The 26,647-nt window shown below is 45.8% G+C and carries 26 protein-coding genes, 3 pseudogenes and 1 riboswitch; of the genes and pseudogenes, 9 read left to right on the top strand and 20 right to left on the bottom strand.

What is annotated here, in order from left to right; all coding sequences use genetic code 11:
* Positions 1 to 102: 102 nt before the first annotated feature.
* Positions 103 to 1,359, top strand: coding sequence for a mechanosensitive ion channel family protein (locus L2755_RS12000; RefSeq protein WP_248980934.1), 1,257 nt, complete (start codon positions 103 to 105; stop codon positions 1,357 to 1,359).
* Positions 1,360 to 1,476: 117 nt separating this feature from the next.
* Here L2755_RS12000 and folM read toward each other — a convergent pair whose 3' ends face one another.
* The 3 genes from folM to folX are packed head-to-tail and all read right to left on the bottom strand — an operon-like array spanning position 1,477 to position 3,258.
* A complete protein-coding gene (gene folM, locus L2755_RS11995) occupies positions 1,477 to 2,175 on the bottom strand; it encodes a dihydromonapterin reductase (protein ID WP_248980933.1) in 699 nt (232 codons plus the stop codon).
* A 45-nt stretch (positions 2,176 to 2,220) separates the two neighbouring features.
* Entirely contained in the window at positions 2,221 to 2,859 is a 639-nt protein-coding gene (gene folE / locus L2755_RS11990; protein ID WP_248980932.1) for a GTP cyclohydrolase I FolE, read from the bottom strand.
* Positions 2,860 to 2,892: 33 nt separating this feature from the next.
* A complete protein-coding gene (folX, locus tag L2755_RS11985) occupies positions 2,893 to 3,258 on the bottom strand; it encodes a dihydroneopterin triphosphate 2'-epimerase (protein WP_248980931.1) in 366 nt (121 codons plus the stop codon).
* Positions 3,259 to 3,499: 241 nt separating this feature from the next.
* On the opposite strand from folX, the gene L2755_RS11980 reads away from it, so the two are divergent.
* The 5 genes from L2755_RS11980 to L2755_RS11960 are packed head-to-tail and all read left to right on the top strand — an operon-like array spanning position 3,500 to position 6,637.
* Positions 3,500 to 3,784, top strand: a complete 285-nt coding sequence (locus L2755_RS11980; RefSeq protein ID WP_248980930.1) for a BufA1 family periplasmic bufferin-type metallophore — start codon at positions 3,500 to 3,502, stop codon at positions 3,782 to 3,784.
* On the top strand, positions 3,784 to 4,638 hold the full coding sequence (locus tag L2755_RS11975; RefSeq protein ID WP_248980929.1) for an MbnB/TglH/ChrH family RiPP precursor modification enzyme: 855 nt from the start codon (positions 3,784 to 3,786) through the stop codon (positions 4,636 to 4,638). Before L2755_RS11980 ends, L2755_RS11975 begins: the two co-directional genes overlap by 1 nt.
* Positions 4,629 to 5,426, top strand: a complete 798-nt coding sequence (locus L2755_RS11970; protein ID WP_248980928.1) for an HvfC/BufC N-terminal domain-containing protein — start codon at positions 4,629 to 4,631, stop codon at positions 5,424 to 5,426. Before L2755_RS11975 ends, L2755_RS11970 begins: the two co-directional genes overlap by 10 nt.
* Positions 5,419 to 5,907, top strand: coding sequence for an RNA polymerase sigma factor (locus L2755_RS11965; protein WP_248980927.1), 489 nt, complete (start codon positions 5,419 to 5,421; stop codon positions 5,905 to 5,907). The genes L2755_RS11970 and L2755_RS11965 overlap by 8 nt, the downstream gene beginning before the upstream one ends.
* Before the next feature lie 7 nt (positions 5,908 to 5,914).
* Positions 5,915 to 6,637: a hypothetical protein gene (locus tag L2755_RS11960; RefSeq protein ID WP_248980926.1), complete on the top strand. Its 723-nt coding sequence runs from the start codon at positions 5,915 to 5,917 to the stop codon at positions 6,635 to 6,637.
* Between the two features lie 29 nt (positions 6,638 to 6,666).
* Here L2755_RS11960 and L2755_RS11955 read toward each other — a convergent pair whose 3' ends face one another.
* The 14 genes and pseudogenes from L2755_RS11955 to moeA all read right to left on the bottom strand — a co-directional run bounded on the left by L2755_RS11955 (position 6,667) and on the right by moeA (position 17,438).
* Positions 6,667 to 7,251 carry a DUF333 domain-containing protein gene (locus L2755_RS11955; RefSeq protein WP_248980925.1) on the bottom strand — a complete coding sequence of 195 codons (585 nt, stop codon included), beginning with the start codon at positions 7,249 to 7,251 and terminating at the stop codon, positions 6,667 to 6,669.
* Between the two features lie 197 nt (positions 7,252 to 7,448).
* Positions 7,449 to 7,550 (bottom strand): annotated as a pseudogene (locus L2755_RS11950) (molybdopterin-synthase adenylyltransferase MoeB); the annotation flags it as partial.
* A gap of 513 nt (positions 7,551 to 8,063) precedes the next feature.
* Positions 8,064 to 8,186 (bottom strand): annotated as a pseudogene (locus tag L2755_RS11945) (ISAs1-like element ISKpn9 family transposase); the annotation flags it as partial.
* A 151-nt stretch (positions 8,187 to 8,337) separates the two neighbouring features.
* Positions 8,338 to 9,264: a M23 family metallopeptidase gene (locus L2755_RS11940; protein ID WP_248980924.1), complete on the bottom strand. Its 927-nt coding sequence runs from the start codon at positions 9,262 to 9,264 to the stop codon at positions 8,338 to 8,340.
* A gap of 139 nt (positions 9,265 to 9,403) precedes the next feature.
* Entirely contained in the window at positions 9,404 to 9,607 is a 204-nt protein-coding gene (locus L2755_RS11935; RefSeq protein ID WP_248980923.1) for a class IIb bacteriocin, lactobin A/cerein 7B family, read from the bottom strand.
* 346 nt (positions 9,608 to 9,953) lie between these two features.
* A complete protein-coding gene (locus L2755_RS11930) occupies positions 9,954 to 10,340 on the bottom strand; it encodes an IS4/Tn5 family transposase DNA-binding protein (protein WP_248980922.1) in 387 nt (128 codons plus the stop codon).
* Between the two features lie 158 nt (positions 10,341 to 10,498).
* Positions 10,499 to 10,648: a hypothetical protein gene (locus tag L2755_RS11925; protein WP_248980921.1), complete on the bottom strand. Its 150-nt coding sequence runs from the start codon at positions 10,646 to 10,648 to the stop codon at positions 10,499 to 10,501.
* A gap of 56 nt (positions 10,649 to 10,704) precedes the next feature.
* On the bottom strand, positions 10,705 to 10,917 hold the full coding sequence (locus L2755_RS11920) for a hypothetical protein (protein WP_248980920.1): 213 nt from the start codon (positions 10,915 to 10,917) through the stop codon (positions 10,705 to 10,707).
* Positions 10,918 to 11,183: 266 nt separating this feature from the next.
* Positions 11,184 to 11,369: a hypothetical protein gene (locus L2755_RS11915; protein ID WP_248980919.1), complete on the bottom strand. Its 186-nt coding sequence runs from the start codon at positions 11,367 to 11,369 to the stop codon at positions 11,184 to 11,186.
* Positions 11,370 to 11,447: 78 nt separating this feature from the next.
* Positions 11,448 to 11,597 carry a hypothetical protein gene (locus L2755_RS11910; protein WP_248980918.1) on the bottom strand — a complete coding sequence of 50 codons (150 nt, stop codon included), beginning with the start codon at positions 11,595 to 11,597 and terminating at the stop codon, positions 11,448 to 11,450.
* 96 nt (positions 11,598 to 11,693) lie between these two features.
* Entirely contained in the window at positions 11,694 to 13,853 is a 2,160-nt protein-coding gene (locus tag L2755_RS11905; RefSeq protein ID WP_248980917.1) for a peptidase domain-containing ABC transporter, read from the bottom strand.
* Entirely contained in the window at positions 13,853 to 15,100 is a 1,248-nt protein-coding gene (locus L2755_RS11900) for an HlyD family secretion protein (RefSeq protein WP_248980916.1), read from the bottom strand. Before L2755_RS11900 ends, L2755_RS11905 begins: the two co-directional genes overlap by 1 nt.
* A gap of 269 nt (positions 15,101 to 15,369) precedes the next feature.
* Positions 15,370 to 16,149: a molybdopterin-synthase adenylyltransferase MoeB gene (gene moeB, locus L2755_RS11895; RefSeq protein WP_248980915.1), complete on the bottom strand. Its 780-nt coding sequence runs from the start codon at positions 16,147 to 16,149 to the stop codon at positions 15,370 to 15,372.
* A gap of 44 nt (positions 16,150 to 16,193) precedes the next feature.
* Positions 16,194 to 17,438 carry a molybdopterin molybdotransferase MoeA gene (moeA, locus tag L2755_RS11890; protein ID WP_248980914.1) on the bottom strand — a complete coding sequence of 415 codons (1,245 nt, stop codon included), beginning with the start codon at positions 17,436 to 17,438 and terminating at the stop codon, positions 16,194 to 16,196.
* A 381-nt stretch (positions 17,439 to 17,819) separates the two neighbouring features.
* Between moeA and ftnA the strand changes: the two genes are divergently transcribed.
* Positions 17,820 to 18,344, top strand: coding sequence for a non-heme ferritin (gene ftnA / locus L2755_RS11885; protein WP_248980913.1), 525 nt, complete (start codon positions 17,820 to 17,822; stop codon positions 18,342 to 18,344).
* Between the two features lie 91 nt (positions 18,345 to 18,435).
* On the opposite strand, the gene L2755_RS11880 is transcribed toward ftnA, so the two are convergent.
* Together L2755_RS11880 and ribB are read right to left on the bottom strand one after the other, a co-directional pair.
* Positions 18,436 to 21,657: an EAL domain-containing protein gene (locus tag L2755_RS11880; protein ID WP_248980912.1), complete on the bottom strand. Its 3,222-nt coding sequence runs from the start codon at positions 21,655 to 21,657 to the stop codon at positions 18,436 to 18,438.
* 406 nt (positions 21,658 to 22,063) lie between these two features.
* The gene (ribB, locus tag L2755_RS11875; RefSeq protein WP_248980911.1) at positions 22,064 to 22,702 is read right to left on the bottom strand and encodes a 3,4-dihydroxy-2-butanone-4-phosphate synthase; all 639 of its coding nucleotides are present in this window, start codon (positions 22,700 to 22,702) and stop codon (positions 22,064 to 22,066) included.
* 188 nt (positions 22,703 to 22,890) lie between these two features.
* Positions 22,891 to 23,147: riboswitch (FMN riboswitch) on the bottom strand.
* Between the two features lie 139 nt (positions 23,148 to 23,286).
* Between ribB and L2755_RS11870 the strand changes: the two genes are divergently transcribed.
* A complete protein-coding gene (locus L2755_RS11870) occupies positions 23,287 to 25,494 on the top strand; it encodes a S9 family peptidase (RefSeq protein ID WP_248980910.1) in 2,208 nt (735 codons plus the stop codon).
* A gap of 11 nt (positions 25,495 to 25,505) precedes the next feature.
* Positions 25,506 to 25,763 (top strand): annotated as a pseudogene (locus L2755_RS11865) (GIY-YIG nuclease family protein); the annotation flags it as partial.
* A 482-nt stretch (positions 25,764 to 26,245) separates the two neighbouring features.
* Here L2755_RS11865 and L2755_RS11860 read toward each other — a convergent pair.
* Positions 26,246 to 26,590 carry a hypothetical protein gene (locus L2755_RS11860; protein ID WP_248980909.1) on the bottom strand — a complete coding sequence of 115 codons (345 nt, stop codon included), beginning with the start codon at positions 26,588 to 26,590 and terminating at the stop codon, positions 26,246 to 26,248.
* Positions 26,591 to 26,647 lie beyond the last annotated feature (57 nt).

The raw sequence follows: 26,647 nt of genomic DNA, 5'->3' as shown, positions 1-26,647 counted from the left end.
TGTTTGTAATGTCATTGTTTATTGAATGACTCGAGCTTGTTACCCGCGCTTTGCAAGATTGAATGGATTAATTGATCCATTCACGAACTGGAGATTTAGATTTTGGATCAGGAACTACGAGCAACGATTACGCAATGGTTAGCCAGTGCGGGTATCGACAGTCAGCCTGCCGATGGAGTTTCAACCAGCATTTTAGTGCTGGCCTGTTTTATGGTGGCATTTATTGGCTACATTGTTGTTAAACGCGGTGTCGTTAGCACCATGAATATGGTTATCCAACGCTCTCGCGTGACGTGGGATGACATCTTCATGCGCTATCGCGTACTGGAGAAGGTGGCCAAACTGGTGCCAGCGTTGATCCTCAATATTATTCTGCCGCTAGCGTTGACCGAACACGCCGTGTTGGCCAGTTTGGCTGACAGGTTACTAGACGTCACTATCATTATCTTGTTTGTGCGTGCGGTTTATAGCGGGCTTGATGCTGCCAATGAAATTGCAGACGTGAACTTGGTTAGCCGTCGATTGCCGATCAAAAGCTTTGTGCAACTGTTTAAGTTATTCATGTTTTTTGTCGCCATTATCATCTCCATTTCGGTGCTTGCCGACCAATCACCAGTCTATTTCTTGAGTGGTTTAGGTGTCGCGACCGGTTTGGTGATGTTGGTCTTTAGGGACACCATATTAGGTTTTGTGGCGGGTATTCAGCTGGCGGCGAACAGAATGGTGAGCCCTACCGATTGGATCCAAATGGATAAGTATGGCGCCGACGGTGCGGTAGAAGAGGTGTCGCTGACCACGGTTAAAGTGCGCAATTGGGACCAGACGATTACCATGATCCCCGCTTATGCATTGGTGTCAGATGCCTTTAAAAACTGGCGTGGCATGTCTGAATCTGGCGGTCGCAGAATCAAACGTTCGATACAAATAGATATCAGCTCAATCGGCTTTTTATCTGAAGAAGATAAGCAACGCTTAGCCAAGATCAATCATCTTAAGCCCTATTTTGCGACTAAGTCCCAGGAGTTGGGCTCATTTAACGCCCAAGTTGTTGATGCCGATATGCCGGTCAATCGTCGTCACCTAACCAATGTGGGGACCTTTAGAGCTTACATGTTGGCCTACCTGAAACAGCACGAGCAGATCCATAAAGACATGACATTGATGGTTCGTCAGCTAGCGCCTACTTCATCGGGGGTGCCTATCGAGATCTATATCTTCACCAACGACACCCGTTGGACGGTATATGAAGATATTCAGGCCGATATTTTTGACCATGTGTTTGCCATATTGCCTGAGTTTGGTTTAAGGGTGTTCCAAGGCCCTACAGGCGCGGATGTTCGTAGCTTACAAAACCATTAATGTGACTGAGCAATACCAGTAAATAGTATGAATCGTTAGGCTGCAGCGTTAACTATTTACCAAGAAGGCACGCGGTTAAGCGTGCCTTCTTTATGGCTTTTCTGCGCTGAGCTTTGGCTAGACTAAATGTCGACCGCCATCAATCTTCAAGGTTTGGCCGGTGACATATTGGCTTTGCAGTAGATAATTTACCGCATTTAAAATCTCTATCTCACCGCCTTCTTTCTGCAGCAATGCCTTTTTGAGAGCTTTTTTCTGGTACTGCTCATCGTCGTCAGGATTAAACATCAACAGGGCGGGGGCGATACTGTTGACCTTAACCTTAGGTGCTAACTTGGCGGCAAACGACAGGGTTAAGTTGTGCAGTGCTGCTTTACTGGCGGCATAGGCTGCATGTTTTTTACTGCCTTTTTCTGCTACGTAATCGGTGATATGGATAATATCAGCCATGGTGTTATTGGCTTTGAGCTGCTCAGTAAGGGCGAGGTTGATGGCATAAGGTACGCTGACATGAATGCGCATCATCTTGTCCATAATGGCTATCGCAGCATCGCCATCGGGTAGCCAATCGGATGCGTTATGGATAATGGCTCTGATGGCTGACTGCTGTTTTAGTGTGGCTAATAGTTCATTGAGCTGTGACTCATGGTTAAAGTCACATTGGTGCAGTTCGACACCTAAGGCTTCAAGCTGTTGTAGCTGCGGGTATTGGCGACGATAGGTGCCAATGACTCTTTGTCCCTGTTGAGCCAGATGTTGAGCAAGATAAAAGCCGACACGCTTGCCGACTCCGGTAATTAATATTGGGGCTGTCATTAAATTCCTTTATGTGTCGATAGCAGGGTTAACTGCCGAGTGAATTTATCTTAAAAACTCTGCTCGGGTGGCGGCATTGGATTTGAAATTTCCGCCCAGTGCCGTAGTTTGAGTTTTAGACTGGCTATCCATCACCCCGCGGGATTTAACACAGTAATGGGTTGCATCGATACTTACTGCCACATTGTCGGTAGCGAGCAATGTTTGCAGTGCCACTAAAATCTGCTTGGTTAAGCGCTCTTGTACTTGGGGGCGTTGCGCAAAAAAGCGCACGATGCGATTAATCTTTGATAGCCCGATAATGGTGTTAGCGGGGATGTAGGCCACTTTTGCGAGGCCATCGATAGTCACAAAATGGTGTTCGCAGGTGCTCACAACACTAATGTCGCTGATCCGTACCATCTCGTCGACGCCCATTTTGTTGTCAATTAGGGCAATTTTTGGAAAGTTCGCATAATCTAAGCCAGCAAATATCTCGTCGACATACATCTTGGCAATACGGTGGGGGGTCTCCTGCAAACTATCATCATTAAGATCTAAGCCCAAGGTTGCTACGACTTCAGTCATTAAGCCTTTAATACGTTCATATTTTTGTTCGGCGGTCATGTCCGAAGGCGTTAATGGCGTTTCGAGTCCTTGGGCAATCAGTGCTTCTCTTACTTGTTTAGCCTGTGATACATCCATAGTTGACTCCTGCTGTGAATGAATAATTTGCCATTAAGATTTGCGGTACTCCAGTGCCAATGATACTGAGTCTGCAAACCTTAATGCATGGGGCTTATCAATGGTGACGCGGGCATACTGCACCCATGGATGTTGGCTGCAGATGTCGAGTACGTCGGCAACGAGTTTTTCTAATAGTAAAAAACGTCCCTCCTCTACATGTTGAATAACAGCCTTGGTCACTTTCTTGTAGTTGAGTGCTTCATCTACATTATCCTCTCTAATAGCATTACTTGCGGGATAGTGGATCTCGATGTTAATCACCACATCCTGCATCTTCTCGCGCTCTTCGATATTGAAGCCGATATAGGTGCGCAAGCGCAGGTTGGTCACTTTAATAATTGCATTGCTAGTCGTCATTTAGAGTCCTTTAAAATTAACTATAGGCAAGAATAGGGAAAATTCAGCTATTTGGATCAGCTGTTAACGACTCATTTACAGCAAGCGGAGATCTAAAAGTCAACAGAGATGGTGCAGATTGTTAAGGTTTAAGCGATTATTTCCGCTTCAGCTAGAATTACTTTTGTGCATTATGCAATCAAACCGGTAACTCACTCGTTATAGGGTTTGAATGTGTTATCTATCAAAAGGAATAATCGATATGAAATCTTTAACAACAGCACTTGGTGTCACTGTGGCGGGGATCTTGGCTGCGAGTTTGTCTTTAGGTGCCCAAGCGGTACCTGATCAACCCAAAGAGTGGGAAAAATGCGCTGGTATTGCCAAAGCTGGTGCCAATGATTGTGGCGCGCTGGATGGTAGCCATGGTTGCGCGGGCAAAGCTAAAGCTGACAACCTGCCTACTGAGTGGGTTTATGTCCCTGCTGGAACCTGCGATAAAATAGCAGGCGGCGAAGTTAAAGCGGTTAAACCGGCTAAAAGCTAGTGCTAGCTACAGCTATTGCGGGCGCAGGCATTGGCCTGCGTACTCCTCATGTGCAACAGATCTTGGCCGACGATAGCCTTGAGCTCCCGTGGCTTGAAGTCTTGGTCGATAACTGGCTGGTGGACGGCGGCTTAAACCAGCATCTGCTCAATCGCATTAGCGAGCGTTTCCCGTTGGTTTTTCATAGCGTTGGCTTGTCACTGGGCGGCGCCAACACACTAGACGTTGAATACCTCAACAAGATCAAGTCACTTAAGCAAGCTTGCGGCGGGCATTGGTACTCGGAGCATGCGAGCTTTTCTGGTAACGACAATTTTAAGGTGGCCGATCTGCTGCCGCTACCCTATACCGCGGAAGCGGTGATGCATATCAGCAACAGGATAAAGCAAACTCAAGACATCATGGGTGAAAGAATATTGCTCGAAAATGTGTCTACTTACATGAGCTGTCAACATAATGAACTGAGTGAGGGGGAGTTTATCGCCGCTATTGCCGAGGAGGCGGATTGCTATCTGCTGCTGGATGTTAACAATGCTTTTGTCACCAGCGTGAATCTGGATCAGCAGCTACAGTCATTTTTAGATGCCGTGCCAGCAAAACGCGTTAAACAGATCCATTTAGCGGGATTTCATCAAAAAGGTGATTATCTGCTTGATGCCCATAACCATCCAGTCGATCCGCAGGTATGGAACGCTTATCAGCGCTATATACAGCTTAATGGCAATATCCCCACCATGATTGAGTGGGACAGCGAGATCCCGTCATTAAATCGGCTACTGCAAGAGCGGCAAATTGCCGCCGATATGATGCAGCTCAATGCTACGTCATCAACGAGTGTTGACCGATGCGCTTAGCTGACTGGCAAGGGGCGTTTATTCAAGCGTTACAAGCTGATGGCGATGATAGTGAATTGCTGAGCATGGTTAACGAGCGAGAACGGTCTCGTTTGAGTGTCTATCGAAACAATGCGTTTCAGGCACTATTAAACGGCCTACAGACAAGCTTTCCTGTGTGCCAAACCGTGCTCGGCGAGGGCTGCTTCACTCAGCTTGCGCAGCAATATGGCATTACTTACCCACTCAACGATGCTAATTTAAATCATTATGGTGCTCAGTTTCCGCAGCTGCTCTCTAGAGAGATAGAGCAACACCAAGCGTTTGAGGGGCTGGAGTATCTTCCTGAGTTAGCGGCGCTAGAGTGGTCGCTGAAACAGGGCTATTACGCCCAGGACCGCAGTGCATTTTTAAAACTGTCCCAGGTGTATGGCTTGGAAGCGTTGGGGCGACTCAGTGAAGCACAGCAACAGCAAGCTGTCTTGTTGCTACAGCCCGACATTGAACTACTGACTTGCCAGTATCCAGTACAGCGCATTTGGTTAAAGCACCAAGCTACAGCAGAACCTGACGAGCAACCGCCAGAGCATAGCGACGCCAATCTATTCTACCTAGTGATATTCCGCGACCATTTTAAGGCAACGTTTACATTAGTCGCAGCCGCCGAGGCGCAGCTATTACAGTCGATAAAGCAAGGCTTGTCACTCGGGGCATTAACGGCGGCTGATGTTGATTTGAGTGTGTTGCCCAAGCTAATCCAGCGGGGATGGCTTGCGGGCTATCGGTTATCGGTAACAGATCATGGATAGAGAGTTGCTGCAGAGCTTATACCGCTATTGTTTATGTCTCACTCGACATAGTGCGGCAGCGGAAGATCTGCTGCAAACGGCCATCGAGCGTTGGTTAAAGAGTGAAGCAAAACCGGCACACCCAAGGGCATATTTACGCACCACGATCCGCAATCAATTCATTGATGACTGCAGACGCTTAAAAATAATTGATTTTGACCCTATAGATGATCATGCTCCCGCCCTACTCGATGAAACTTGCCTGGAAGAGATCACCTTGCAACATGACTTAATCGAGTATCTGTTTTCACAGCTAAACGCGGCGGAGAGAGAGGTGCTGTATCTATGGGCTGTAGAGGGCTATAGCGCCGCTGAGATTGCCAGCGATCTAGGGCAACCGCGGGGCACTATTTTATCGAGATTGCACCGCATTAAAATTAAGTCGGTCGATATTATGGAAAATGAGGCGGCAAACGCCAACAGAACAGGTCAGGGGGGCTAACCGTATTATGAGTAACCAAGACAAAGCCGCTGACAAGGGTTTCAGATCATCAGTAAAGCAGTACGTTGAGGCGCAGCACCTGTCTGATGAGGGCTTAACACGTATCGAAGCGCTGCTGGCTGGCAAGATGGTTGATGAACGGATAAGAAGTGATGCGGCACCACAGCCAACAATATCCGATCCCGCTAACACTGTGAATGCGCCTAGCGGCATAAGCATGGCGCTGTATGCCGCAGCTGCCAGTGTATTGCTGCTGGTGGCTGGGTATCAGTTATCATCTCATATAGAGTTACAGCGCTGGTTTAGCGGCGATTCAAATACCCTAGCGGCGCACAACATGAGCTGGAAAATAGCCAACGAAGTTGCGCTAAATCATGTGAAAATGAAACCGCTTGAAGTGCAAACTCAACAGCTAAGCGAGTTGCGAGCTTACTTTACCCAGCTTGATTTCACTCCGGTTAATTCGAGTTTTCTCAATAATAGCGCCAGTAAGATGCTCGGCGGACGCTACTGCTCTATTCAAGGGCTGACAGCAGCGCAAATACGCTTTAGCGACAACGATAAGCAGCTTGTCACCCTATACGAGGTGCAATATGATCCCAGCCTCTACGGCGTGCTACCGATATTAGAGCGCGGAGAGCAACCGACAGAACTGGTGGTTCGAGGCGTTGCAGTTTCGATTTGGGTTGAAAAAGGGCTACTGATGGCAACCGCCCGTTCGGTTGATTAACATTGCTTAAGCAATGTCGTTATCCGAATTCAAATAGACATTAATTTGTGCTTATGAAACAGTAGCCACTGGTCGACCTTCTCTCCACTTGGCAAGGTGCAACTGCCATCAGCAATATCTGCTACACCGCCTATCTCTAAACAATATTGAGTCGCTGGATTAGCTGTTTTCTGCATTTCAGTGACCTCTACGGCTTGCTGATGATCACGCTTATACAGTTGCCACTGATCAATAGCATCACCATTGGGTAGCGTACATATACCACCGGCTAAACTGACTGTGCCATTAAGCTGGTTGCAATACTCGGTAGCCGGATTGGGTTTACTGACTGGCGCTGTAATAGGAGTTTGCTTGCTTGAGCGATACAGTTGCCACTCTTCGATACGTTGCCCATCGGGCAGAATGCAGTAGCCCACTTGACCCGTATCTTCTGTTTGTATATCTAAAGTGCCGCCTTGAGTAATACAGTCGCTAGAGGCAGGGTTGGCTAGACCAACCTTATCTGCTGCTAAATTCTCTTTGACTGGTATAGCTTGCTCTTTTGACTGCGGCTCACATGAATTGAGTAACAAAGCCGACGCAATAACGAGACATATTTTTAAGATGTTGTTCATGGGGTGAGCTCTCCTATGGATATTATTACCCGTAATAACGTTACAAACTCCAAGAAGGGTTATATACGGGCTAAATATATAAGGTAACTATAGGCAAATTTCTGGATGAGCGAAGAGGAGAGGGAGAATAAGAAGCTAGAGACAATAATCGATGGTTATTTTCCACCGGTTGTATGCCTCTGCATAGTCATAATACCAATCACTTTTATCGCTTCAACGGCTTGTTGGCAACCGATCATACCGACCACAGGCGCGAGAATACCCGACTCAACACAACTTAACTGTTGCTCACCAAACAGCCTAATATGTTATTGCCCTTTGTTGGTAACGAGCATAAAGCAATGCCTAAAGGACTTATGTTCAGTGCTAAAGATTATCTGCAACCTGTTGATGATACGGGCGAATTCAACAACAGGATAAGCGTGGAGCTATCAGTAAATCATCGTTGGTTAGATAGCACTTAATCAAAGCCGAATAGATATAGTTCGACATAACATATTAAGCATAACTAAATCGTCGTTTTGGATTTTTGTTGTCTGATTTTTAAGAAAAAGTCGATATTTTACTCATGATGAAATATTTGAGTGTTGCTTGGTGTTATAAATGGGCAGTTCGATATAGAATTAGATTTATCTGGTAGTGAGTAGCACCTTCAATTTTGAATTAACCGCTGATTATTATCGCCGAAATTAGAATGGGTGTCTTGGTTATTCCCATGAAAATTCGAGAGATGAAAGCTTGGAAGTATAGTGTTATGTTATTGATTTGTTGTGGGTGGCTGGGTTTATTGTTGGGATTTATTGTTTGTATCAGAACCCACACATCATGGCGCATGTAGCCATAAACACTACTTCTGAGAGAACGTGGGAGCACTTAGACTCAAGACGTGGGTCTTCTAAGGAATAGAGGTATTCAATCAAGGGTTTTGGGGACATAAGTAAGCACGGGTTTGTTAAGATCTCTACTATATACAGGTCTGAGGATCGGCTGACAACAAACAATGCAGAACCGTATACTCAACTGATCGATGTATGATCAATTTGCTCAGATTGTGATCATGCGTTAGCCCTGAAGGGTATGGCTGTCCTATCTTTTGGCGGTTATTAGGTTAATCAACTTGCCAAAAGTGGAACTTGCATTAATATAGTCCCCCTCTGATATTTGTAACACCTTGCCATCGTTATCATTAAATGTGAGTGGCAATGTACTCAAGTGTGTACTTCCTTCATCGTCATATTGCCATGCATGAACTTCTACATGTAAATGAGGCTCTCCGCCGCCGCCAGTATCGCCACTGTAGGCTATAAGTTGACCCGCTGAAACATAATCGTCTAGATCTACAACAACCCCATGTTGACGTATGTGACTATAAGACCCGATAGAGCCGTCTTTGTGTAGGATTTCAACTTGGTTACCATACGGCACGCACTCTATTCCTGGGCAACCAAAGTTAGACCCTTCATACACTGAGACCACTTTTCCAGCGGCCATAGTGTAAATAGCGGTACCGATGGGAACATCAAAGTCAACCGCATTTTTTTTGATCCCTTTATGGCTGGTTAGCTTCTGCATCCAAAATTTAAAATGGTCTTTATTAGGTGCCTGCATCACCAGGGCTTCTTTTTTTATCGGGATGATGTAGGGGCTTAGGGGAATATTACTGGTATTGTTAGCAAAAGACGTTGCTGTGATAAAGCCTATTCCCGTTTGCTTAATCCCTTCTTTAGCCAAATAGCTAGCAGCAAGAATTGTCGTTTGGGCAGGAACCTTAACGGGACTAGGGTAGAAGGTGACTTCGTTTGACTCTAATAAAAATTTATCTTGTACATTATAAACGGCTACTATCGGATAATTAGTTGGGTTGATAAATGTGATGGATTGCACACCATTCGCCCCCCCCATATGTGTCGTGCGGCGCTCAGGGGGGTCTGGCGCCAATGACCAGTCAACATCTGCTGATGCGGGGAGCACAGAGAAAACAAAACTAAAAATAACGTATGCACTTGTGAACATTAAAGCTGCTAAGGCCTTGCTGTTAAGCATAGAGTCACCAATCATTAATGCTGCCTACGTTAAAGCAGGCAGCAAGGTTCATTTAAACGGCAGAATATCGCAAATTAATAACAGGTAGTAGCGCCACTAGCTTCCACTCTTAACTTTTGCCCGCTTCCACAAGTTGTAGTGCCATTTGGACCTTCGTACTTGGTGCTCCGCTTGGACCGTTTTGACCGACTTGATTTGCCCAAGCCGCCGCTACAACTCCAACAGCGGCGATTACCGCTACAGCTATTGGGTTCCCACCATTAACTTGCTCAATCTCGTTCATTGTTAGTTCTTTAATCCCTGAAACTTGCATAATATTTTCCTTAATTTAAACTGTTTAACGTTATGTTTGCCTAGGTGCTTAGCTTCTCGATTAGAGTTGCCAGCCTTAAGTGATTGATGATACTCGTCATCGGCAGGTGCGTTATCTGTTCGCTGATTTTAGCTTCGTTGTTAATGCCTAAATGACTGGTTGCTTCATCCATAAACAGACAAATTATGTGGCTGTCCTATCTTTTGCTATCTGGTTAAGCTTACTCACAAATAATTTTGTTTTCATTTCTTTTAACCTCAATCAATTACGCTAAATTATAAGGATAGACAACATTTATCTACAACAGCGCCTGATATTTATACACTAAGTAAACCTTTAAACTAGGCTAATTTTTCCGTTTTGATAATAAGCCAATATAAATACAGTACCAAGCGGAAGATAGAGTTAAGGTTGTTACCCACCCGCTCCCCAACTTCAATAGCCAAATGGATAAAAAACCTAAAAACAATATAAATGGAATAATAATTAGTATCTTTCTCAAAATGTAGCCCTCCCTTAAACGGCTCGAAATTAGAATGGATGTCTTGGTTATTCTTGGGTAAGCCCCTTCTAGTTCAGCTTCATTACCACGGCATGATAATGCGATAGACTTACCGCTGCTACGAGCCATATTTGCAGCGGTACTGACTAACCTATCAGCACGGCGCATACCACCTAATTTGGCTTGTTGAAAATGTGATGTGGCCCATTCATCCGCATTGAAAATCGACATAGTTAAAACTTTAAGCTATTAAATTTTATGATCAGATCGCGGGGACCCTATAAAGTTCAATTTTATCAATATTTGTGTAGAAGAGTCAGGTACGGGCGGGAGCGTCCATATATGCCTCGATAAATTCCTCGGATAGGTCAGGTTATGAGTGCTTTATCCTATATAATCAAACCAATAGCGATACCTATTGACATACCAATCAATAAACCAGAAAAAAATATACGCTTATCTTGAAATGTACTTTTTGAATTCCAACCATTTGACAGCCTATTATCAACCCAAGCTGATTTAACCTTCTTCTTAGACATTTTTTAATTCCCCCATGCTAGGCAATAGATTTATTCTACTGCCTAGCATTCAAAACCTAATTACTTGAAAGATATGAAGCCGTCACTGAGATGCTGACGGCAATCATGCCCACAGCAAACCAGGCTGGGGCTGTTGCACCCGCAACCATGATACCAACACCAATTCCGATAATACTCAAATTAGCACCAATAACACCGGCTTGACCAACGCCCCCATTAACTTGCTCAATCTCGTTCATTGTTAGTTCTTCAATTTTTGAAACTTGCATAATATTTTCCTTAATTTAAACTGTTTAACGTTATGTTTGCCTAAGTGCTTAGCTTCTCGATTAGAGTTGCCAGTCTTAAGCGATTGACCAAGGGTGCGGTTTCCCGCAAAAGTCGCCGTACCCTTGTTTTTAATCGATGCCGTCGTTGACCGATACTAGACCGGCCAACGACTTCACCGCTTAACTTTTTTGCTGAAATCAATCACGATTTATTCACTTATTATCGTTATATAAAACTTCGCCACTCACTATCGTTCAGCTCAGGCTTATTGACTTGGCGAACGGTCGCGGTCATCTTTTGGGGCGCCATCTCGACCGTTTTGGCCATTCATCCAACGCCACAAATCGGAGCCAAAGCGCACTCCCACTCCGTCAGGTACGCTAGGTACTCCAGGAAGGTTGTCAATTCCACCTGTTACAGCTTGTGCTTCATGTGTATTTAATTCTTTCATAAAAATATCCTTATGTTAGTTGCTTACTGAGACGGAGCCTGAAGTTGGTTCCAGCAACAGTGGCGCTTGAGTCGTAGGCTACGGCTGACCTGGGCGACCTGGGTCATACGGCCCGGGTCCAAATGGCCCTAAGTCGATAGGACCACAAGGCACTGGCCCGCCTGGATTTCCTGGGGCAGCCCCTCCACCCGCTACAACTTGTAATTCATTTGAGTCTAATTCTTTCATAAAACATCCTTTGTTTTGTTTATTGGTACTTTTAGTGCTTACGCAATGGTTAGTGCTTACGCAATGGTTAGTGCTTACGCAATGGTTATTGCTAGGCTACTCAGCTGTACCGGTTAGCTGCTGTAATTCCTCAGGCGTGTATACTTTGCCTTGGTGCATCACCAGTACTCGCTGGGCCTGCTTAATGGTTTCAGGCCTATGGGCGATGATGACTCTTGTCATCTCAAGGTGTTTTATCTGCTCGCTGATTTTGGCTTCGTTATCGATGTCTAAATGGCTGGTCGCTTCATCCATAAACAGTAAACTTGGTTGCTGATATAGCGCCCTTGCCAGTAAAAGACGTTGCACCTGCCCGCCGGAAAACTGACTGCCCATATCACCGACCAGCGTGTTATAGCCCATGGTCATCTTGCTGATATCGCCGTCGATGGCTGCTAATTGGGCGCACTGCTGCATGCGCAAGTAATTAGGCTCAGATTCAAAGAAGGTTAAGTTGTCGGCGATAGAGCCCGAGAGCAGGGTATCGTCCTGCATCACCGCCGCAATTTGTTGGCGATATTGAGTCAGGCCTATTTGGGTGATGTCTTGCCCGTCGAGTAAAATGCGCCCTTGGGTTGGCGTGAGCAGCCCAAGCATCAGCTTGACTAGGGTGGTTTTACCGCAACCAGATTCCCCCACTATTGCTACAGATTCATGGGCATTAATGGTTAGTGAAACATCATCAATCACAGCAGGCTCATTGTCAGCATAACTGTAGCTGACCCCCTCAAGCGTGAGCCTGCCGCTGACCTCATTGAGTGACATGCTGCTATCTCGGTTAGCTTCTTGCTTGTGCAGCGCTATGTCTGAGATGCGGTCTAGGTGTAGGCGTAACATGCGAAATAGAATAATCTGCTCGATTAAACTGGCAAAACGGTCAGTTAACTGATTTTTATAAGCGATAAACGCCAGCACCATGCCTATGGTTAAATCACCTGTCATCACGATGGTGGCCGCCAAGTAAATAACAATGATGTTTTCCAGACCAAACAATAGTTTATTGACCGCGTCGAAACTGATTTTTAGTTTACCTAAACGGATATCGGCATTGATGACTTCGCTATAACGGTTTTGCCAAATGCTCTGCCTTTGTGGTTCGCAGGTAAACAGCTTGATGGTTTGAATACCGCGAATATTCTCCAGAAAATTGGTTTGTTCTTTGGCGCTGGCTTGAATTGACTCTTCAGTTGCGCGGTGCAGCGGACGATATAGCGCTAACCGCAGCAGGGCATAAATAAGGATGGCTGCGACCACCACCATAGTGAGCTTAACGCTGTACATCAGCATCATTACCAGTACGGCTATCGACATCACCCCATCAACAACAGTTTCAACCAGTCCCGTAGTGAGGCGTTCACGTACTTGGGCAAGTGAGCCAAAGCGTGACACTAAGTCACCAATATGACGTTTCTCAAAGTAACTCATGGGGAGCTTTAGCAGGTGGCTTAATAGATTGACGCCCATCTGCATATTGAGCAGACTCGATACCCTAATCACCAGCCAGCTACGCACCCCAGTGGTTATCACATTGATAATGGCGAGTAAGCCAAAGCCTAGCGCGAGCACAATCAGTAAGGGTTTGTCTTGGCTGATCAGTACCTCATCGACCACCCATTGCATGTAGTAGGGGGTCACCAGCGCAAAAACTTGCAATAAAATAGACAAAACAAACAGGGTGATTAGGGTTTTCCCCAGCCCGGTCATTTTGCTCCACAGCTGGGTTAAGCGCATCTGTTGGCGCTCATCTTGTTGCTCAAAGCCTTTGGTGGGGGTGAGTTCCAGCGCAACTCCGGTAAAGTGCTCGGCAAACTCTTTAAAAGAGAGCTTTCTTTTGCCCAAGGCGGGATCATTAATAAGTACGCCAGACTTGGTGACGCCAGTGAGTACCACAAAATGGTTCATGTCCCAGTGGAGTACGCAGGGCAGAGCTAGCTTGCCGACCTCTTCGATTGGGCACCTGAGTGCTCGGCTCGCCAGCCCCATGCTGTCGCTCAGCGCAATCAATTGTTGCAAGCTCATGCCTTTAAGATCGGCGCTGTAGCGCTTTCTTAGGGCTGCCATGTCAAGCCTGTGGCCATGAAAGCTGGCAATCATGGCGACGCAGGCGAGGCCGCACTCAGCCATCTCCGCTTGCAAGATAATCGGCACATGTTTTTTACCGGAGAACTCTAGCAGCTCTATCGGATTATTGGTCTCATTTGGCCTAGTGTTATCCATTATCCTACCCTGCCATTCAAGCTGTAAATGGGCTCAAGCAACCAGTCAAGCAGGCTGCGCCTATCGAGTACAATGTCTGCTTCAAGCAACATGCCGCTCTTTAGGGGGAATTTGTTGCCGTAGGCGAGCATGTCTTGCTTAGACAGCTGGGTTCTAATGCGATAGACGGGTTCAGACAGTGTCACTGGCACCCGGGCTTCACCCTCAAGCAGCAGGGCTTTATCAATTCGTGAAATGCGGCTTTCGAGGAAACCAAAGCGTTGATAAGGGAAGGCATCAAAGCGCAGCCGAGCTTCATCTCCCTGTTTCACAAAGCCCGCACTGCGAGTGGGCAGTAAAAGCTCTGCGACCAACACCGCCCCTTGTGGAATTAGGCTCATCAATGGGCGACTATTAACAATAAACTCACCCTCTACCACTTGTATCGATGCCACCGTGCCAGGTTCGCTAGCTCGAATAACATAGCGATAATTATTTTCAGTCTCATCTATTTGACGTAGGAGCTCTGAGCGCCGTCTGGCAAGATCACCGTCTTTAAGCGCATATTGGCTAGGTAACACTTCAAGCTCTGCTGCTGCCGAATTAAGTTGGCTTCGAGTTTGTATTTGATTGGATGCTAAGTTTTCTATTTCTTGTCGAACAGCAATTAACTTCTCTTGCTGGAATTGGTAATCTAACGTTGATAAAAAACCGTCTTTATATAGCTTATTGTGCTGAACTTGCTGCGCCATCTGCAGCGCTAATTTTTCAGCCAATAACGCTTGGAGTTTAGTTATTACCGCCAGCGATGCACGACTATCCGTCATGGATATTTTTAAACGTGCGGCTTGTTTCACTTCCATGGTGCTATTAACGCTCTGCTCTGTTTGCAGTAGCGCGAGTTGTTGTTTTAACTCATCAATGAGTGACTCGCTTAACTCTTCACCCGAGAGCATGCTGCGCCTTAATACTATTGTCGCTAGCGGTGAGCCTTTAGTAACAATATCACCTTCAGATACATGTAATATTTCGACGTTACCACTGCGGTTGGCAAAGGTTTTAATTAAACCTTTGTCGGGAACTAAATAACCACGAACCGTTTCTTTACGGGCGTAGTGAGAAAAAGACAGGAATAAAACAATGGCGGCAACAATAGACAGAATAATAAACGTAGAAGTGTAAATTGAAATAGGCTGGGCTAATGATATGTCACCGTGTAACTTTTGTTTTTGCGCCTCAACGGCCTGTTGACGAAATAATGCTGACATTCAACTTCCATGTTTAATAAAAAATAAGTTAATAAATTGGCCGCTAATAATTAATCCGTATTCATAGCGGGAATGCAATATAGATTAAAGTTTTTTAAATGGCAATGGCAATGGCAATGGCAATGGCAATAGTTATTTTCACGTATTACAAGGCGGGATAGTATTAAAGTTCACGACGGTTTACTTGTGGTAAGTCATTAGCGCTAGTGATTGTTATGAATATAGGAGAGATATTCAGCTCATGCCAAATATCTCAATTTCTAAGAGAGTTAACTCGCAGTAGAACAAATCGCACAACTCGGCTGTTTCGGCAGTTTCATTTCACGGAACTCCATGGTCATGGCATCGATCATCAAAACGCGTCCGGCTAAAGTACGGCCCATAGCGGCAATCACTTTTACGGCTTCGACGGCTTGCAGGCAACCGATCATGCCGACCACTGGCGCGAGAATACCCGACTCAACACAACTTAACTGTTGCTCACCAAACAGCTGGCTAAAACAGTGGTAGCAAGGGGTGTCGGCTTGATAGTCAAATACCGTCACCATGCCTTCCATTCTAATGGCCGCGGCCGATATTAAAGGCACTTTATGGGTGAAGCAACTTTGGTTAAGTTGCTCACGCACGGCGACATTATCGGTGCAGTCCATCACGATTGAGTGCTGTTTAACCAGAGCTTCAATCTCATGATCATCTAACACGGCATTAATCGTATCAACCTGAATGTGTGGGTTTAAGCCGGTTAACGTCTCTTTAGCTGAGTCGACTTTGGCTTGGCCTACATTGGCGTCTTGATGCAATACTTGCCGCTGTAAGTTAGAGACTTCAACCGTATCAAAATCGACTAGTGTGATTAAGCCAGCTCCCGCTACCGCCAAATATTGGCTAGCAGCGCAGCCCAAACCGCCGGCACCGATGATCAGTACCTTGGCTTGCTTGAGTTTTTCTTGCCCTTCAAAATCCATCGCTTTAATGGATATTTGCCGGCTATAACGCAATATTTCCGCGTCAGTTAATATCTCGTCCGTGTCAGTTGGTTCAATTGACATCAATATGTTCTCTTCAATCAGTTGCTTGCGGCCATTAGCGTGAGTTAACCAAGTACACTGTTGAAAGGTTCAACGGTGACCTTGCTGCCCGCAGTTATACCATCACAGTCTTGCTCTAAGATGATAAAGCAGTTGGCTAGGGTCATTGATGTCAGCATGCCTGAGCCTTGCCCACCAGTGACGGCGACTTGTGCTTCACCTTGTTCGTTATAGCTAAGTACCGCCCGTTGATATTCTACTCGGCCTGGGAACTTGCGAATGTCGTGGGTTAGCGTGGCATTGAAGGTGACCGGTTTAATTTGCGGTAACCCCTGCATTTTTTGCAATAATGGCCAAACAAGCTTATAAAACGTCACCATAGAAGAAACTGGGTTTCCAGGTAAACCACAGAACACAGCATCCCCTAAGTGACCAAACGCAAACGGCTTACCCGGTTTAATCGCCAGCTTCCAGAAGGTTATTTGACCCTCTTCGTCGAGAATTTGCTTAGTGTAATCGGCATCACCAACAGAAACACCGCCTGATGTCAGTACCATGTCGGCCTGGGTTGAAGCTGTTTTAAAGGCTTGGCGAATGGCTTCTTTGTCATCTTCAATAACGCCAAGGTCAATCCACTTTACGTTAGCGCGGCTAAGTAATCCTTGGATGCTATAGCGGTTAGAGTCATATATTTGGCCAGGGCCAAGCTCGCTGCCCACGGGGCGCAGTTCGTCACCGGTGGAGAAGAAAGCGACCTTTAGTGGACGAAACACCCGTAATTGGCTGGCGCCGATGGTAGCGAGTACGCCCATCTCTGCGGCCCCGATAAGGGTGCCTGCCATGAGGACTTTTGTGCCTGTGGTCAGCTCTTCTGCGCGGTAGCGGACGTTAGCCCCTTTTGCTTTAGGCGCTGCAATGCTGATCTTTTTACCTTCAGCGGTGACTTTTTCTTGCATCTGCACTGTGTCGTAACCGGCGGGCAATGGTGCGCCTGTCATAATACGAATACAGCCACCTGCTGTGCACACTCCATTAAAGGGGTGTCCGGCAAATGATTGACCAAGCAGCGTTAACGGCTTACCTGCAGCAAGATCATCAAAGTTAAAAGCGTAACCGTCCATTGCTGAGTTGTCGAAAGGAGGCAGATCGACATGAGAAGCGAGGTCTTCGGCTAAGACTCGGCCTAAGGCTTGTGGCAATGTTACGACTTCAGAGTCTGTAACAGCTTGTACTTGCTCGAGCAATTTTTCGATAGCCAACGTGGGATGCATTAGGCTAGGTTGAGCACATGGGTCTGCATTAATCTGCATCTATCTATCCTTGAGGCTTAATAAGAGTACGTTAAGTAAAAACGAATATAACGCATTATGCCATGGTGATTACAGATGACTATGATCTGCTTGGCAGTTTTTGCAGCTGATGGTGGCTTTCTGATTATTTCTCTCCCGATAAGGTAAATAAATCAGCGTTCGGATATCGCTTGTAGTGATTATTTTCTGCTGCAGAAAACTTAAGCTAAGGGCTGATTCTTTTGGTTTTTTTATAAGACGCTAGCAATATTAGCAATCGCCCCTGTACGTGAATGAAAACCATTACTATTTATTAAACAGTAACTTAAGTAAATTTTATTGCTTTTCTAAGCTAGCTTGATAACAATAGCGTCCATAAACAGAATACCCTGAGGAATTAATATGTTGGCCCAGAAGATGATTGACCAGTTAAACGACCAGATCAACATGGAGTTTTTCTCCTCTAACCTGTACCTACAGATGAGTGCATGGTGTGAAGATAAAGGTTTTGAAGGCGCAGCTAAATTTATGCGTACCCATGCAAACGAAGAGATGGGGCATATGCACCGTTTGTTCACTTATGTCAGCGAAACAGGTGGCATGCCGCTGTTAGGGACGATTGAAGCACCACAAGCTGACTTTCCTTCGTTGCTGAAGCTATTCGAATACACTTATGAGCACGAGCAGTTGATCACTAAAAAGATTAATGAGCTTGCTCACGCTGCATTCAGTAATCAAGATTATTCTACCTTCAACTTCCTGCAGTGGTATGTTTCAGAGCAGCATGAAGAGGAGAAACTATTCAAATCAATCGTAGATAAAATTCGTTTGGTGGGTGAAGACGGTAAAGCGCTGTTCTTCGTCGATAAAGATTTAGCACAAATGGCGGTTGAAGGATCTGCCAGTGTGATGACTAGCGTTGCTTGATAAGTAAGCTAGCACATAAAAAAGAGCAGCTAGGCTGCTCTTTTTTATGGCCATAATTTACGCTTCAAGAGCGAAGCTTAACTCACTGCATCTATTTTACCGATGTCAGAGCTTTGCGGTTAACGATACGATTAATTGCCGTTTCATTCTCAAGAAAGGTGATGAGTCTTTCACTGGATAACGGTTTGGACATCAGATAGCCCTGAGCGTAATCGCAGCCGAGCGCTTGCAAGAAGTCCCACTGCTCTTCGGTTTCTATGCCTTCGGCAACTAGCGGCATCTCTAAGCTCTGCCCCATCATCACTACGGCTTTAACGAGCTTGGCGTCAGACGGGTTAACCGTGGCATTGTCGATGAAACTTTTATCAATTTTGATGACGGATATTGGGAACTGATTTAAATAACTTAATGCCGAATAGCCAGTGCCAAAGTCATCGAGATAGATATCGATACCCAGTTGTCTTATGGATTCAAGCATTTGTAAGCTGTAAGGCTTATCTTCAATGAGCATGCTTTCTGTTATCTCTACATGCAGATACTGTGGCGCAACACCATGCCGCTCAAGTGCTTCCTTGAGTACTTCATAAAAACTGTGACCATGAGCGTTAATACATTGGCGGCCAGACACGTTAATGGCGATTTTAAGCATATGACCCTGTGCATGCCACTGTGCTAGATCGCTAAGGGCTTGCTCTAAAATCCACTCCCCTAAAGGTTCAATAAGCCCTGTCTCTTCAGCGATGGGAATAAATCGTGCCGGAGAGATAATGCCAAACTCAGGATCTTGCCAACGGATAAGCGCTTCAACACTTGAAACTGTGCCGTGCTGCATATCAACGATAGGCTGATATTCTAAGTAAAACTCAGATTGTTTTACCGCTTTTCGTAATCGCTGCTCGAGTCGCATCCGTTCTAACATTTCGACGTTCATCTCGGGAGAGAAGTACTGGAAATGCGCGCGGCCATCTCGTTTGGCTTGATACATGGCAGTTTCGGCATTTCTCAGTAACATCTCTATGTCTTGACCATCTTCTGGATAGAATGCCACCCCGACGCTGGCAGAGATATTGCTTTCAATCGCACTGAGTTTTATCGGTTGCAGTAACACATCCGTCAGCTTCTGTGCCAACTGTTCAGCGGTTTCGCTGCTATTGAGTTGTGGTGAAATGATTGCAAATTCATCGCCACCGAAACGGGCAATAGAATCTTCAGGCCCGAGCACACCCGCAAGGCGCTGGGCTGATTGCTTAAGAATATCGTTTCCGGCAGCATGGCCGTGCAGTTCATTAATAAATTTGAAACGATCTAAATCGATAAAGAAAACCGCAACCTGAGCTTGATGTTGGCTAGCGGTATCTATCGCATGCTGCAAGCGTGATGAAAACAGATGGCGATTCGGCAACTTAGTCAGTGAATCGTAATTAGTCTTGTACCACAAGTCTTGTTCATACTGCTTATGGTTGCTGACATCGAGGAATAAACCAATGTGTTGGCAAATATCACCTTTGGCATTCTTCACAGCAGTGATTGAGAGGTATTCTGGGTAGACGTTGCCGTCCTTGCGCTTATTCCAGATCTCGCCTTCCCAATGATTGGTCTCAGTTAATGTTCGCCAAAGTTCACTGTAAAATTCTGGGCGATGGTGCTTCGAGCTTAAAATACTCGGTTTATGGCCTTTAACTTCGTCAAGAGTGTAGCCGGTGATTTTGGTAAAGGCGGGGTTAACCAATTCGATACGGTTGTCGGCATCGGTCACCATGATGCCTTCAGATGAGTGTTCAAATACTGCTGATGCTTGCAGCATGGAGTTTTTAGCAAGCAAGCGTTCACTTAACATCTGATTCAGTGCAGTGGATATTTGCGCTAGCTCGCCGCTGCCTTTCACGTCAATTTGTAGTTGTAGACTAGGATCTTTTGCCATCTCTTCGACATCTTGCACTATGGTAGTGATCAAATCGATAAGGTGATTGCAGATGTACTTCCCTAAGATAAAGAGAATGTAAAAAAATAACATGCCAGTGAGTAGGCTGATATACAGAGAGGACAAAATTTGTTGCTTCTCGATATCACTTTGGCGCGCAATTTTTTCAGTCAGTTGAATGTTCATTTGATACATCAACTCAATACCTGTACTCGCCGTTGACCACCAATGTGCGCTGCTAATCAGTGGAGCCTGGTGTTGCAATTGCAGTAATGCTTGATGCATGACCTCATATTTACCTGCCAGCGTAGTCATTGGTGGCAAAGGCTGTTTACTGTTTTTAATCTGTTGCAGATAGTCAGCATAACTATCGACAGTGCGTTTGATGACAGCAATAAGTTCTAGCTGCTGCTCAGTTAAGTTTGGCTGACGCTCCATCTCTGTTAGCGCAATCCCAATGTCAAAGTAATGCTGCTCAAAACTGATGCTATGCTGAGGTTTTGCGGAGATCACATAGCGATTAAAGTCGTGCATTAAGCCATCATAGCCCACGAGTTTACTAACACGATGCGCATGTTCGATGAGGGCTATTTGTTGCTGTAATTGCTGTCGAAGCGCTTCGATCTCTTGCTGTTCAAGGCTATCCCCAAATGCACTGAACTTGGCGCGATTCTCTTTGGTCATCACCAAGCTAGCGTTGTTAACAGTATTATTGAGCTGCTCGGTGATATCTGCAATAGCATCGAATGAGTCAAGCTTAATCGTTGCTGCTGCAAGGAGTTGGTTGACTAAACCCCGCTCTTGTCCCGCCAGCTCTTGGATTTTTAAGGCGTTTACAAGATCGGATTGAACTATGACCAAATAGGAACTTTCACTTTTAAAGCGCAGTTGCGAAATAAAACTAATTAGTTTTTGGTTGAGTTGCGAGTAATAGTTAAAATATCGGTTATTGTCTAGGCTGAACACCTGGCGACGAAATTGGGTTAGGCGCTCTCGTTCAGTACTCGTGCGGCCAATTCGCTCCTGTAACGCAATAAATAACGGGTAGTCGTTTTGGGTGGTTTCTAATACTTTTTTTAGTGCACCGTTTTGCAGCAAACCTTGCAATGCTTGATCGGTTGTTTGCCATTGCTGCTGTAGCTCTGCGCTAAACTTCTCGCCGCCACTACTTAAATAGCCTGCTGACAAGCCGCGCTCTTTTTGTAGCTCGAAAATAACCTTTTCGACGCCGAGTGTGACCTGGGTGGTTAACGCATTAGCGGAGGCATTTTGATATTGCTTGGATAGTGATATTGAATGCAGCACAGCAAACACCACCAATATCAGCATTGGCAATGAGGCAAATAAGAATAGCTTTTGCTTTAAGCTCAAACGGCTCAATAGGCTTAACATTCGGCGACAACCCTTTGGCGTAACAATCTCATGGTTAACATTGTTGGTTTAATCTTAAAAATCCCGAGATTTTAACAAATTGCGCCAAATAATAACCATATCCAGATTGTGGTGTCTCAGTTAATTTACCAAAGTCTAATCTAGGTCACGAATTTAGCGAGTAGTGTCAAACGGGTGGCTAAAAGTCTCTTCTTATTAGAGTTTTTTTGACGCTGTTAATGATGATAAATGCGCTTTTGCTAAATTGCCTTGGCATGAGGCAGAGTAATACTACGCCGCTAATTCAGCGGTTGTTTTCTGAGGGGTGAGTATGACTAAAATAACAAGGCCACAAGTAAAATGTGGCCTATGTACAGCTTGGGTGAATACGCTCAAGCGACTTACGGCAGAGAGCGGATCAGCGGCATTACTGTGAGTTACGGTAAGCTACAATATCTTCAATGGTTAGCACCGGCATATCATGCTGCTGCCCAAAGCTGACGATTTCAGGTAAGCGTGCCATAGTGCCATCGGGTAACGTCACTTCACACAGAACGCCAAAAGGTTTCAATCCTGCCAGCTTCATTAAGTCGACGGTGCCTTCGGTATGACCGCGACGCTCCAATACTCCCCCTGGGCGAGCACGTAGAGGATAGACATGTCCTGGGCGGGCAAGGTCATCAGCAACGGCGCCATCTGCAATGGCCGCTTTTACCGTGGTGACTCTATCTGCTGCCGATACGCCGGTGGTAACACCTACTTTGGCTTCGATGCTGACGGTAAAGGCGGTGCCGTATTGGCTATTGTTATCAACGACCATCGGCGGCAGCTCTAGCTGCGCAATACGCTCATCAGTAAGGCACAAGCAAACGATACCGCTACATTCGCGAATAAGCAGCGCCATCTGCTCATTGGTAAGGGTTTCTGCTGCATAGATAAGATCGCCTTCGTTTTCTCTATCTTCATCATCAACAACTAACACCCCTTTCCCTTGTCGAAGGGCGGTAAGTGCGGCATTGACGCGTTCGATAGCATTGCCATAAGGCGCGAGTAAAGACTGATTCATGGTTAACATCCTTTAATAAACTACATTGGGTTGCCAGAATCAGGGCGTACAGAAAATGACACTCACATTGGTGATTAATGCAGGTGCTTAATAAGAGCTGAAATAAATGATGGCATACAGGCAGTATGTAAGTGCTTCGCACTCGGCAAAACACAATGACACTGCTGCGCAGGCAACATTGTTCAATCTTATATTCTCTTTCATCCGGACTCAGTACACGCAGCATACATAGTACGCTGTAGTAATCATTACCGTCGGCTCTGGAATAGGTGCAACCTTAATATGACGGGCGTCATCATTAAGGCGTGTTTACCAGATCTGCTAGACCCTACCAGTGGACATCTTGTCGTATCGGTAGGCGCTCGCGGGCTTTTATGACGATGTATAACGACATCATGCACAACTTACCGCCGGTGGGGAGTTACACCCCGCCCTGAGAATTATGCTTATCTAACGTTTGTTGACGAGATAAGCGCCGCTATGTTGCTTCAATTTGATTAAAATGACAAGCTGCAGCATACAGAAGTGTGGCCATGGCGATGAATCGTCTCGCCGCTCTATTTTTGCTCATAAGGATGTGCAAAATGAAACTACTTTTCGCCCTCACACTAAGCACCGTAATGCTACTCGGATGTACCAATATGACCTCTAAGACTCAAACAACGGCCCCTAAAGCGGAAAAAATACCTCATAGCATGGAGCTGCATGGTGAAACTCGTATCGATGACTATTACTGGATGCGTGATGACGAGCGTAAAGACCCTAAGATCATTGCTCATCTTAATGCCGAAAATGACTATACCAAGGCGCAATTTCAGCCTTACGACGCACTCAAAAAAAAGCTATTTGAAGAGCTGATCGGCAGACTCGATAAGGATGAATCGAGCGTACCCTATTTTTGGCATAATCATTGGTATTATCGCTACTACAAAGCGGGCTTTGAATACCCAGTAGTGGCTAGAAAAGTCGAGCTAGAAAGTAGCGATGAATTGGTGTTGCTCAACGTCAATGAGCGCGCTAAAGGTCATGATTTTTACGGTTTAGGGGGCATATCGGTTAGCCCTGATGAAAGCAAATTGGTATTTGGGGAGGACCTGCTAAGTCGGCGAATTTACACCCTCTATTTTAAAGATCTTAGCACCGGCGAGCTAATAGAAGATCAGCTTGAAGGGACTGACGGCCACGTCGTATGGGCCAATGATAATCAACACCTATTCTATATTGCTAAAGATCCACAGACCTTGCTCGGTTATCAGGTGTTCCGCCATAAGCTGGGTACTGCGCAAACTAAAGATGTACTGGTGTATGAAGAAAAAGATGACACCTTTTACATCGGTCTCGGTAAGTCACTCGACGAAACCTCAATCGCCCTGTACGCAGAAAGCACCATTACCAGCGAAGTATCAATGCTGGATGCTAATGCGGCGTTAGGCGAGTTTAAGCCTGTATTGCCACGGGAGGAGGGGCATGAGTATTCGGTCTCCAAATTGGCTGACAGCTATTACATCTTAACTAACTGGCAAGCGAGTAACTTTCGCTTAATGAAAGTCGCGGTAGCTAAAGCCGCTGACAAGCAAGCTTGGCAAGATGTCATTGGCCACGATGAGCAATCAAGAATTGAAGATGTATTGCTGTTAGATCAATATATGGCGGTGCAAACCCGTGAACGTGGCATCAGCCGTATTCATGTTTATCCGTTGAAGGGGCAAGACTTTGATATGACGGCGGGCTTTGAGCTTAAATTCAATGACCCAGCTTACGTGGTTGGCTTTGATGTGAATGCCAGCCAGCAAAGCGATAAGCTCAGAGTGTATTACTCTAGCCCGACCACACCAGAGTCTGTCTACGAATATGACTTGGCCGAGCCCAATCAACGTGAGCTGCTGAAGCAAGAAAAGGTGCTCGGTGGTTTTGATGGGACGTTATACCAAGCTGAGCGGGTATTCGTTAACGCCCGAGACGGTAAAGAGATCCCGGTAACCTTGGTATACCGTAAAGATATGTTCAACAAAGACGGTACTAATCCACTGTATCAGTATGGCTATGGCTCCTACGGCTATACGGTTGAACCCGACTTTAGCTCGTCGATTTTAAGCTTGCTTGATCGCGGCATCGTGTACTCGATTGCCCATATTCGTGGCTCTGAAATGCTCGGCCGTGGCTGGTATGACGATGGTCGCATGCTCAATAAGCAAAATAGCTTTAATGATTTTGTCGATGTCACCGAGGCATTAACTGCGCAAGGCTATGGCGATAAAAACAAAGTGGTTGCCGCGGGCGGCAGTGCCGGTGGTTTGCTAATGGGTGGGGTGATAAACCAAGCACCACAAAGCTACTTTGCCGTTGCAGCCCACGTGCCGTTTGTTGATGTGGTTACCACCATGTTGGATGAATCGATCCCGCTCACCACCAACGAATATGATGAATGGGGCAACCCGAACGAGAAAGTCTATTTTGACTATATGCTCAGTTACGCGCCTTATGACAATGTCGTAGCCCAGAGTTATCCGCATCTGTTGGTCACCACCGGCTTACATGATTCACAAGTTCAGTACTTTGAACCTGCCAAGTGGGTCGCTAAGCTGCGCGACATGAAGACTGATAATAATGTGCTGCTGTTTGATACCGATATGGAAGCGGGGCACGGTGGTAAGAGTGGTCGTTATCGCCAGTATGAAGACAAAGCGCAAGAGTACGCCTTCTTCATCGGCTTGCTCGGTTTAGATAGTCGTTTAGATAGTAGTTTAGATAGTGGCTTAGATAAGAACCTAGATAAGGTTGATGTCAAATAGTGGCGACTGAGTCAGTCTGGTTTTTGTATATGGTGCGCTGTGCCAACGGCCACCTATACATAGGCGTCACCACCGATGTGGCACGGCGCTTTAATGAGCATCAGAGTAACAGTGCCAAGTCGGCCAAGTTCCTGCGCGGCAAAGGCCCGTTGAGCTTGGCTTATAGCGAGACGGTCGGTACTCGGTCGGAAGCACTTAAGCGAGAGATAGCGTTAAAGAAGTGGCCAAGGGTTAAGAAGCTGGCGTTGATAGCAGGAGAGTCGGCCTAGTGGTTCCAATTGCCTGCGGTGGTGCTGGACAGGATGTCTGAATGTCGTGATCACATGGTCGATGATGTTCCTGCCATCATAACGAAATTTCCCATATCCCTTTGGGTCAGATGTGAATGAACGACCGTATGTGCAGACACTGCTGAGACTCGCCGCAAGCACATCTGACCTCCAAGGACGGAGGGAATGCCAAATTCTGTCTGGAACATAATTGGCCTTATGGGCTCAACGAAAACAAACAATATCCTTATTTAAAGGCCAGTTCGGCATCCATGCCTCTCGTTCGAAAGCTTGATAACTGCGTTATCTCTCACCCTGTTTTCGATGGTCTCAGCCGTATCTACACAAGGTTGGAAAGCGCACTAATTCGGCATATGAGCTTGAAATAGATACTTAATAGAATATACGGCCGCCCTGCCTTTTTTTTTGCAAAAAACGCGACAGCTGACGGAGTCGGCTTACTTGGCCTTGTTATGTTTCTATTACTTACTGAATTTAAGCGGTTTTATCTCTCGCAATGCATACACAGAACTTAGAGCTCCAGCGGGCTCAGGGGAAAAGCTATAGGTCTTACGATAAAACTCCCCGTATAGCTCCACTGTCTTGTGATTCCACTTATCGTGAAAATCTTGTTGTATATCCTCTGGAAAACTCACCGTTAATTCTATCGCCTCAGGCACAATGAAGTACTCTGCGGAATAACTATTAGGGAAGAGATACACTCTATAACCAGGTTGAGGATACCCCGCATCGGTAACCACTATTACTCCTGTTAAACTCACCAAGTTTAAATCAAACTCCTCCGGCGAAGTTATAAGCTGATACATCGAAACAGCTCTTCCTCTATCTGTGTCAGCAAATGCTGTCGCTTGCGATAATATGAA

It is taken from the genome of Shewanella abyssi, from assembly GCF_023284025.1.
Classification (GTDB): domain Bacteria; phylum Pseudomonadota; class Gammaproteobacteria; order Enterobacterales; family Shewanellaceae; genus Shewanella; species Shewanella abyssi.
Note: the sequence above shows the minus strand (reverse complement) of the source record. Positions and strands in the feature narration are given on the sequence as shown.

Bases quoted from the DNA above. Each gene is read 5' to 3' on its own strand.
- L2755_RS11870 (WP_248980910.1), top strand. From the start codon at position 23,287: ATGAAACTACTTTTCGCCCTCACACTAAGCACCGTAATGCTACTCGGA.
- moeA (WP_248980914.1), bottom strand. From the start codon at position 17,438: ATGCAGATTAATGCAGACCCATGTGCTCAACCTAGCCTAATGCATCCC.
- folX (WP_248980931.1), bottom strand. From the start codon at position 3,258: ATGACGACTAGCAATGCAATTATTAAAGTGACCAACCTGCGCTTGCGC.
- L2755_RS11970 (WP_248980928.1), top strand. From the start codon at position 4,629: ATGCGCTTAGCTGACTGGCAAGGGGCGTTTATTCAAGCGTTACAAGCT.
- L2755_RS11930 (WP_248980922.1), bottom strand. From the start codon at position 10,340: ATGTCGATTTTCAATGCGGATGAATGGGCCACATCACATTTTCAACAA.
- L2755_RS11955 (WP_248980925.1), bottom strand. From the start codon at position 7,251: ATGAACAACATCTTAAAAATATGTCTCGTTATTGCGTCGGCTTTGTTA.
- L2755_RS11915 (WP_248980919.1), bottom strand. From the start codon at position 11,369: ATGAAAGAATTAAATACACATGAAGCACAAGCTGTAACAGGTGGAATT.
- moeB (WP_248980915.1), bottom strand. From the start codon at position 16,149: ATGTCAATTGAACCAACTGACACGGACGAGATATTAACTGACGCGGAA.
- L2755_RS11980 (WP_248980930.1), top strand. From the start codon at position 3,500: ATGAAATCTTTAACAACAGCACTTGGTGTCACTGTGGCGGGGATCTTG.
- L2755_RS11905 (WP_248980917.1), bottom strand. From the start codon at position 13,853: ATGGATAACACTAGGCCAAATGAGACCAATAATCCGATAGAGCTGCTA.
- L2755_RS11925 (WP_248980921.1), bottom strand. From the start codon at position 10,648: ATGTCTAAGAAGAAGGTTAAATCAGCTTGGGTTGATAATAGGCTGTCA.
- ftnA (WP_248980913.1), top strand. From the start codon at position 17,820: ATGTTGGCCCAGAAGATGATTGACCAGTTAAACGACCAGATCAACATG.
- L2755_RS11860 (WP_248980909.1), bottom strand. From the start codon at position 26,590: ATGTATCAGCTTATAACTTCGCCGGAGGAGTTTGATTTAAACTTGGTG.
- L2755_RS11900 (WP_248980916.1), bottom strand. From the start codon at position 15,100: ATGTCAGCATTATTTCGTCAACAGGCCGTTGAGGCGCAAAAACAAAAG.
- folE (WP_248980932.1), bottom strand. From the start codon at position 2,859: ATGGATGTATCACAGGCTAAACAAGTAAGAGAAGCACTGATTGCCCAA.
- folM (WP_248980933.1), bottom strand. From the start codon at position 2,175: ATGACAGCCCCAATATTAATTACCGGAGTCGGCAAGCGTGTCGGCTTT.
- L2755_RS11935 (WP_248980923.1), bottom strand. From the start codon at position 9,607: ATGCAAGTTTCAGGGATTAAAGAACTAACAATGAACGAGATTGAGCAA.
- L2755_RS11920 (WP_248980920.1), bottom strand. From the start codon at position 10,917: ATGCAAGTTTCAAAAATTGAAGAACTAACAATGAACGAGATTGAGCAA.
- L2755_RS11880 (WP_248980912.1), bottom strand. From the start codon at position 21,657: ATGTTAAGCCTATTGAGCCGTTTGAGCTTAAAGCAAAAGCTATTCTTA.
- L2755_RS11940 (WP_248980924.1), bottom strand. From the start codon at position 9,264: ATGTTCACAAGTGCATACGTTATTTTTAGTTTTGTTTTCTCTGTGCTC.
- L2755_RS11960 (WP_248980926.1), top strand. From the start codon at position 5,915: ATGAGTAACCAAGACAAAGCCGCTGACAAGGGTTTCAGATCATCAGTA.
- L2755_RS11965 (WP_248980927.1), top strand. From the start codon at position 5,419: ATGGATAGAGAGTTGCTGCAGAGCTTATACCGCTATTGTTTATGTCTC.
- L2755_RS11910 (WP_248980918.1), bottom strand. From the start codon at position 11,597: ATGAAAGAATTAGACTCAAATGAATTACAAGTTGTAGCGGGTGGAGGG.
- ribB (WP_248980911.1), bottom strand. From the start codon at position 22,702: ATGAATCAGTCTTTACTCGCGCCTTATGGCAATGCTATCGAACGCGTC.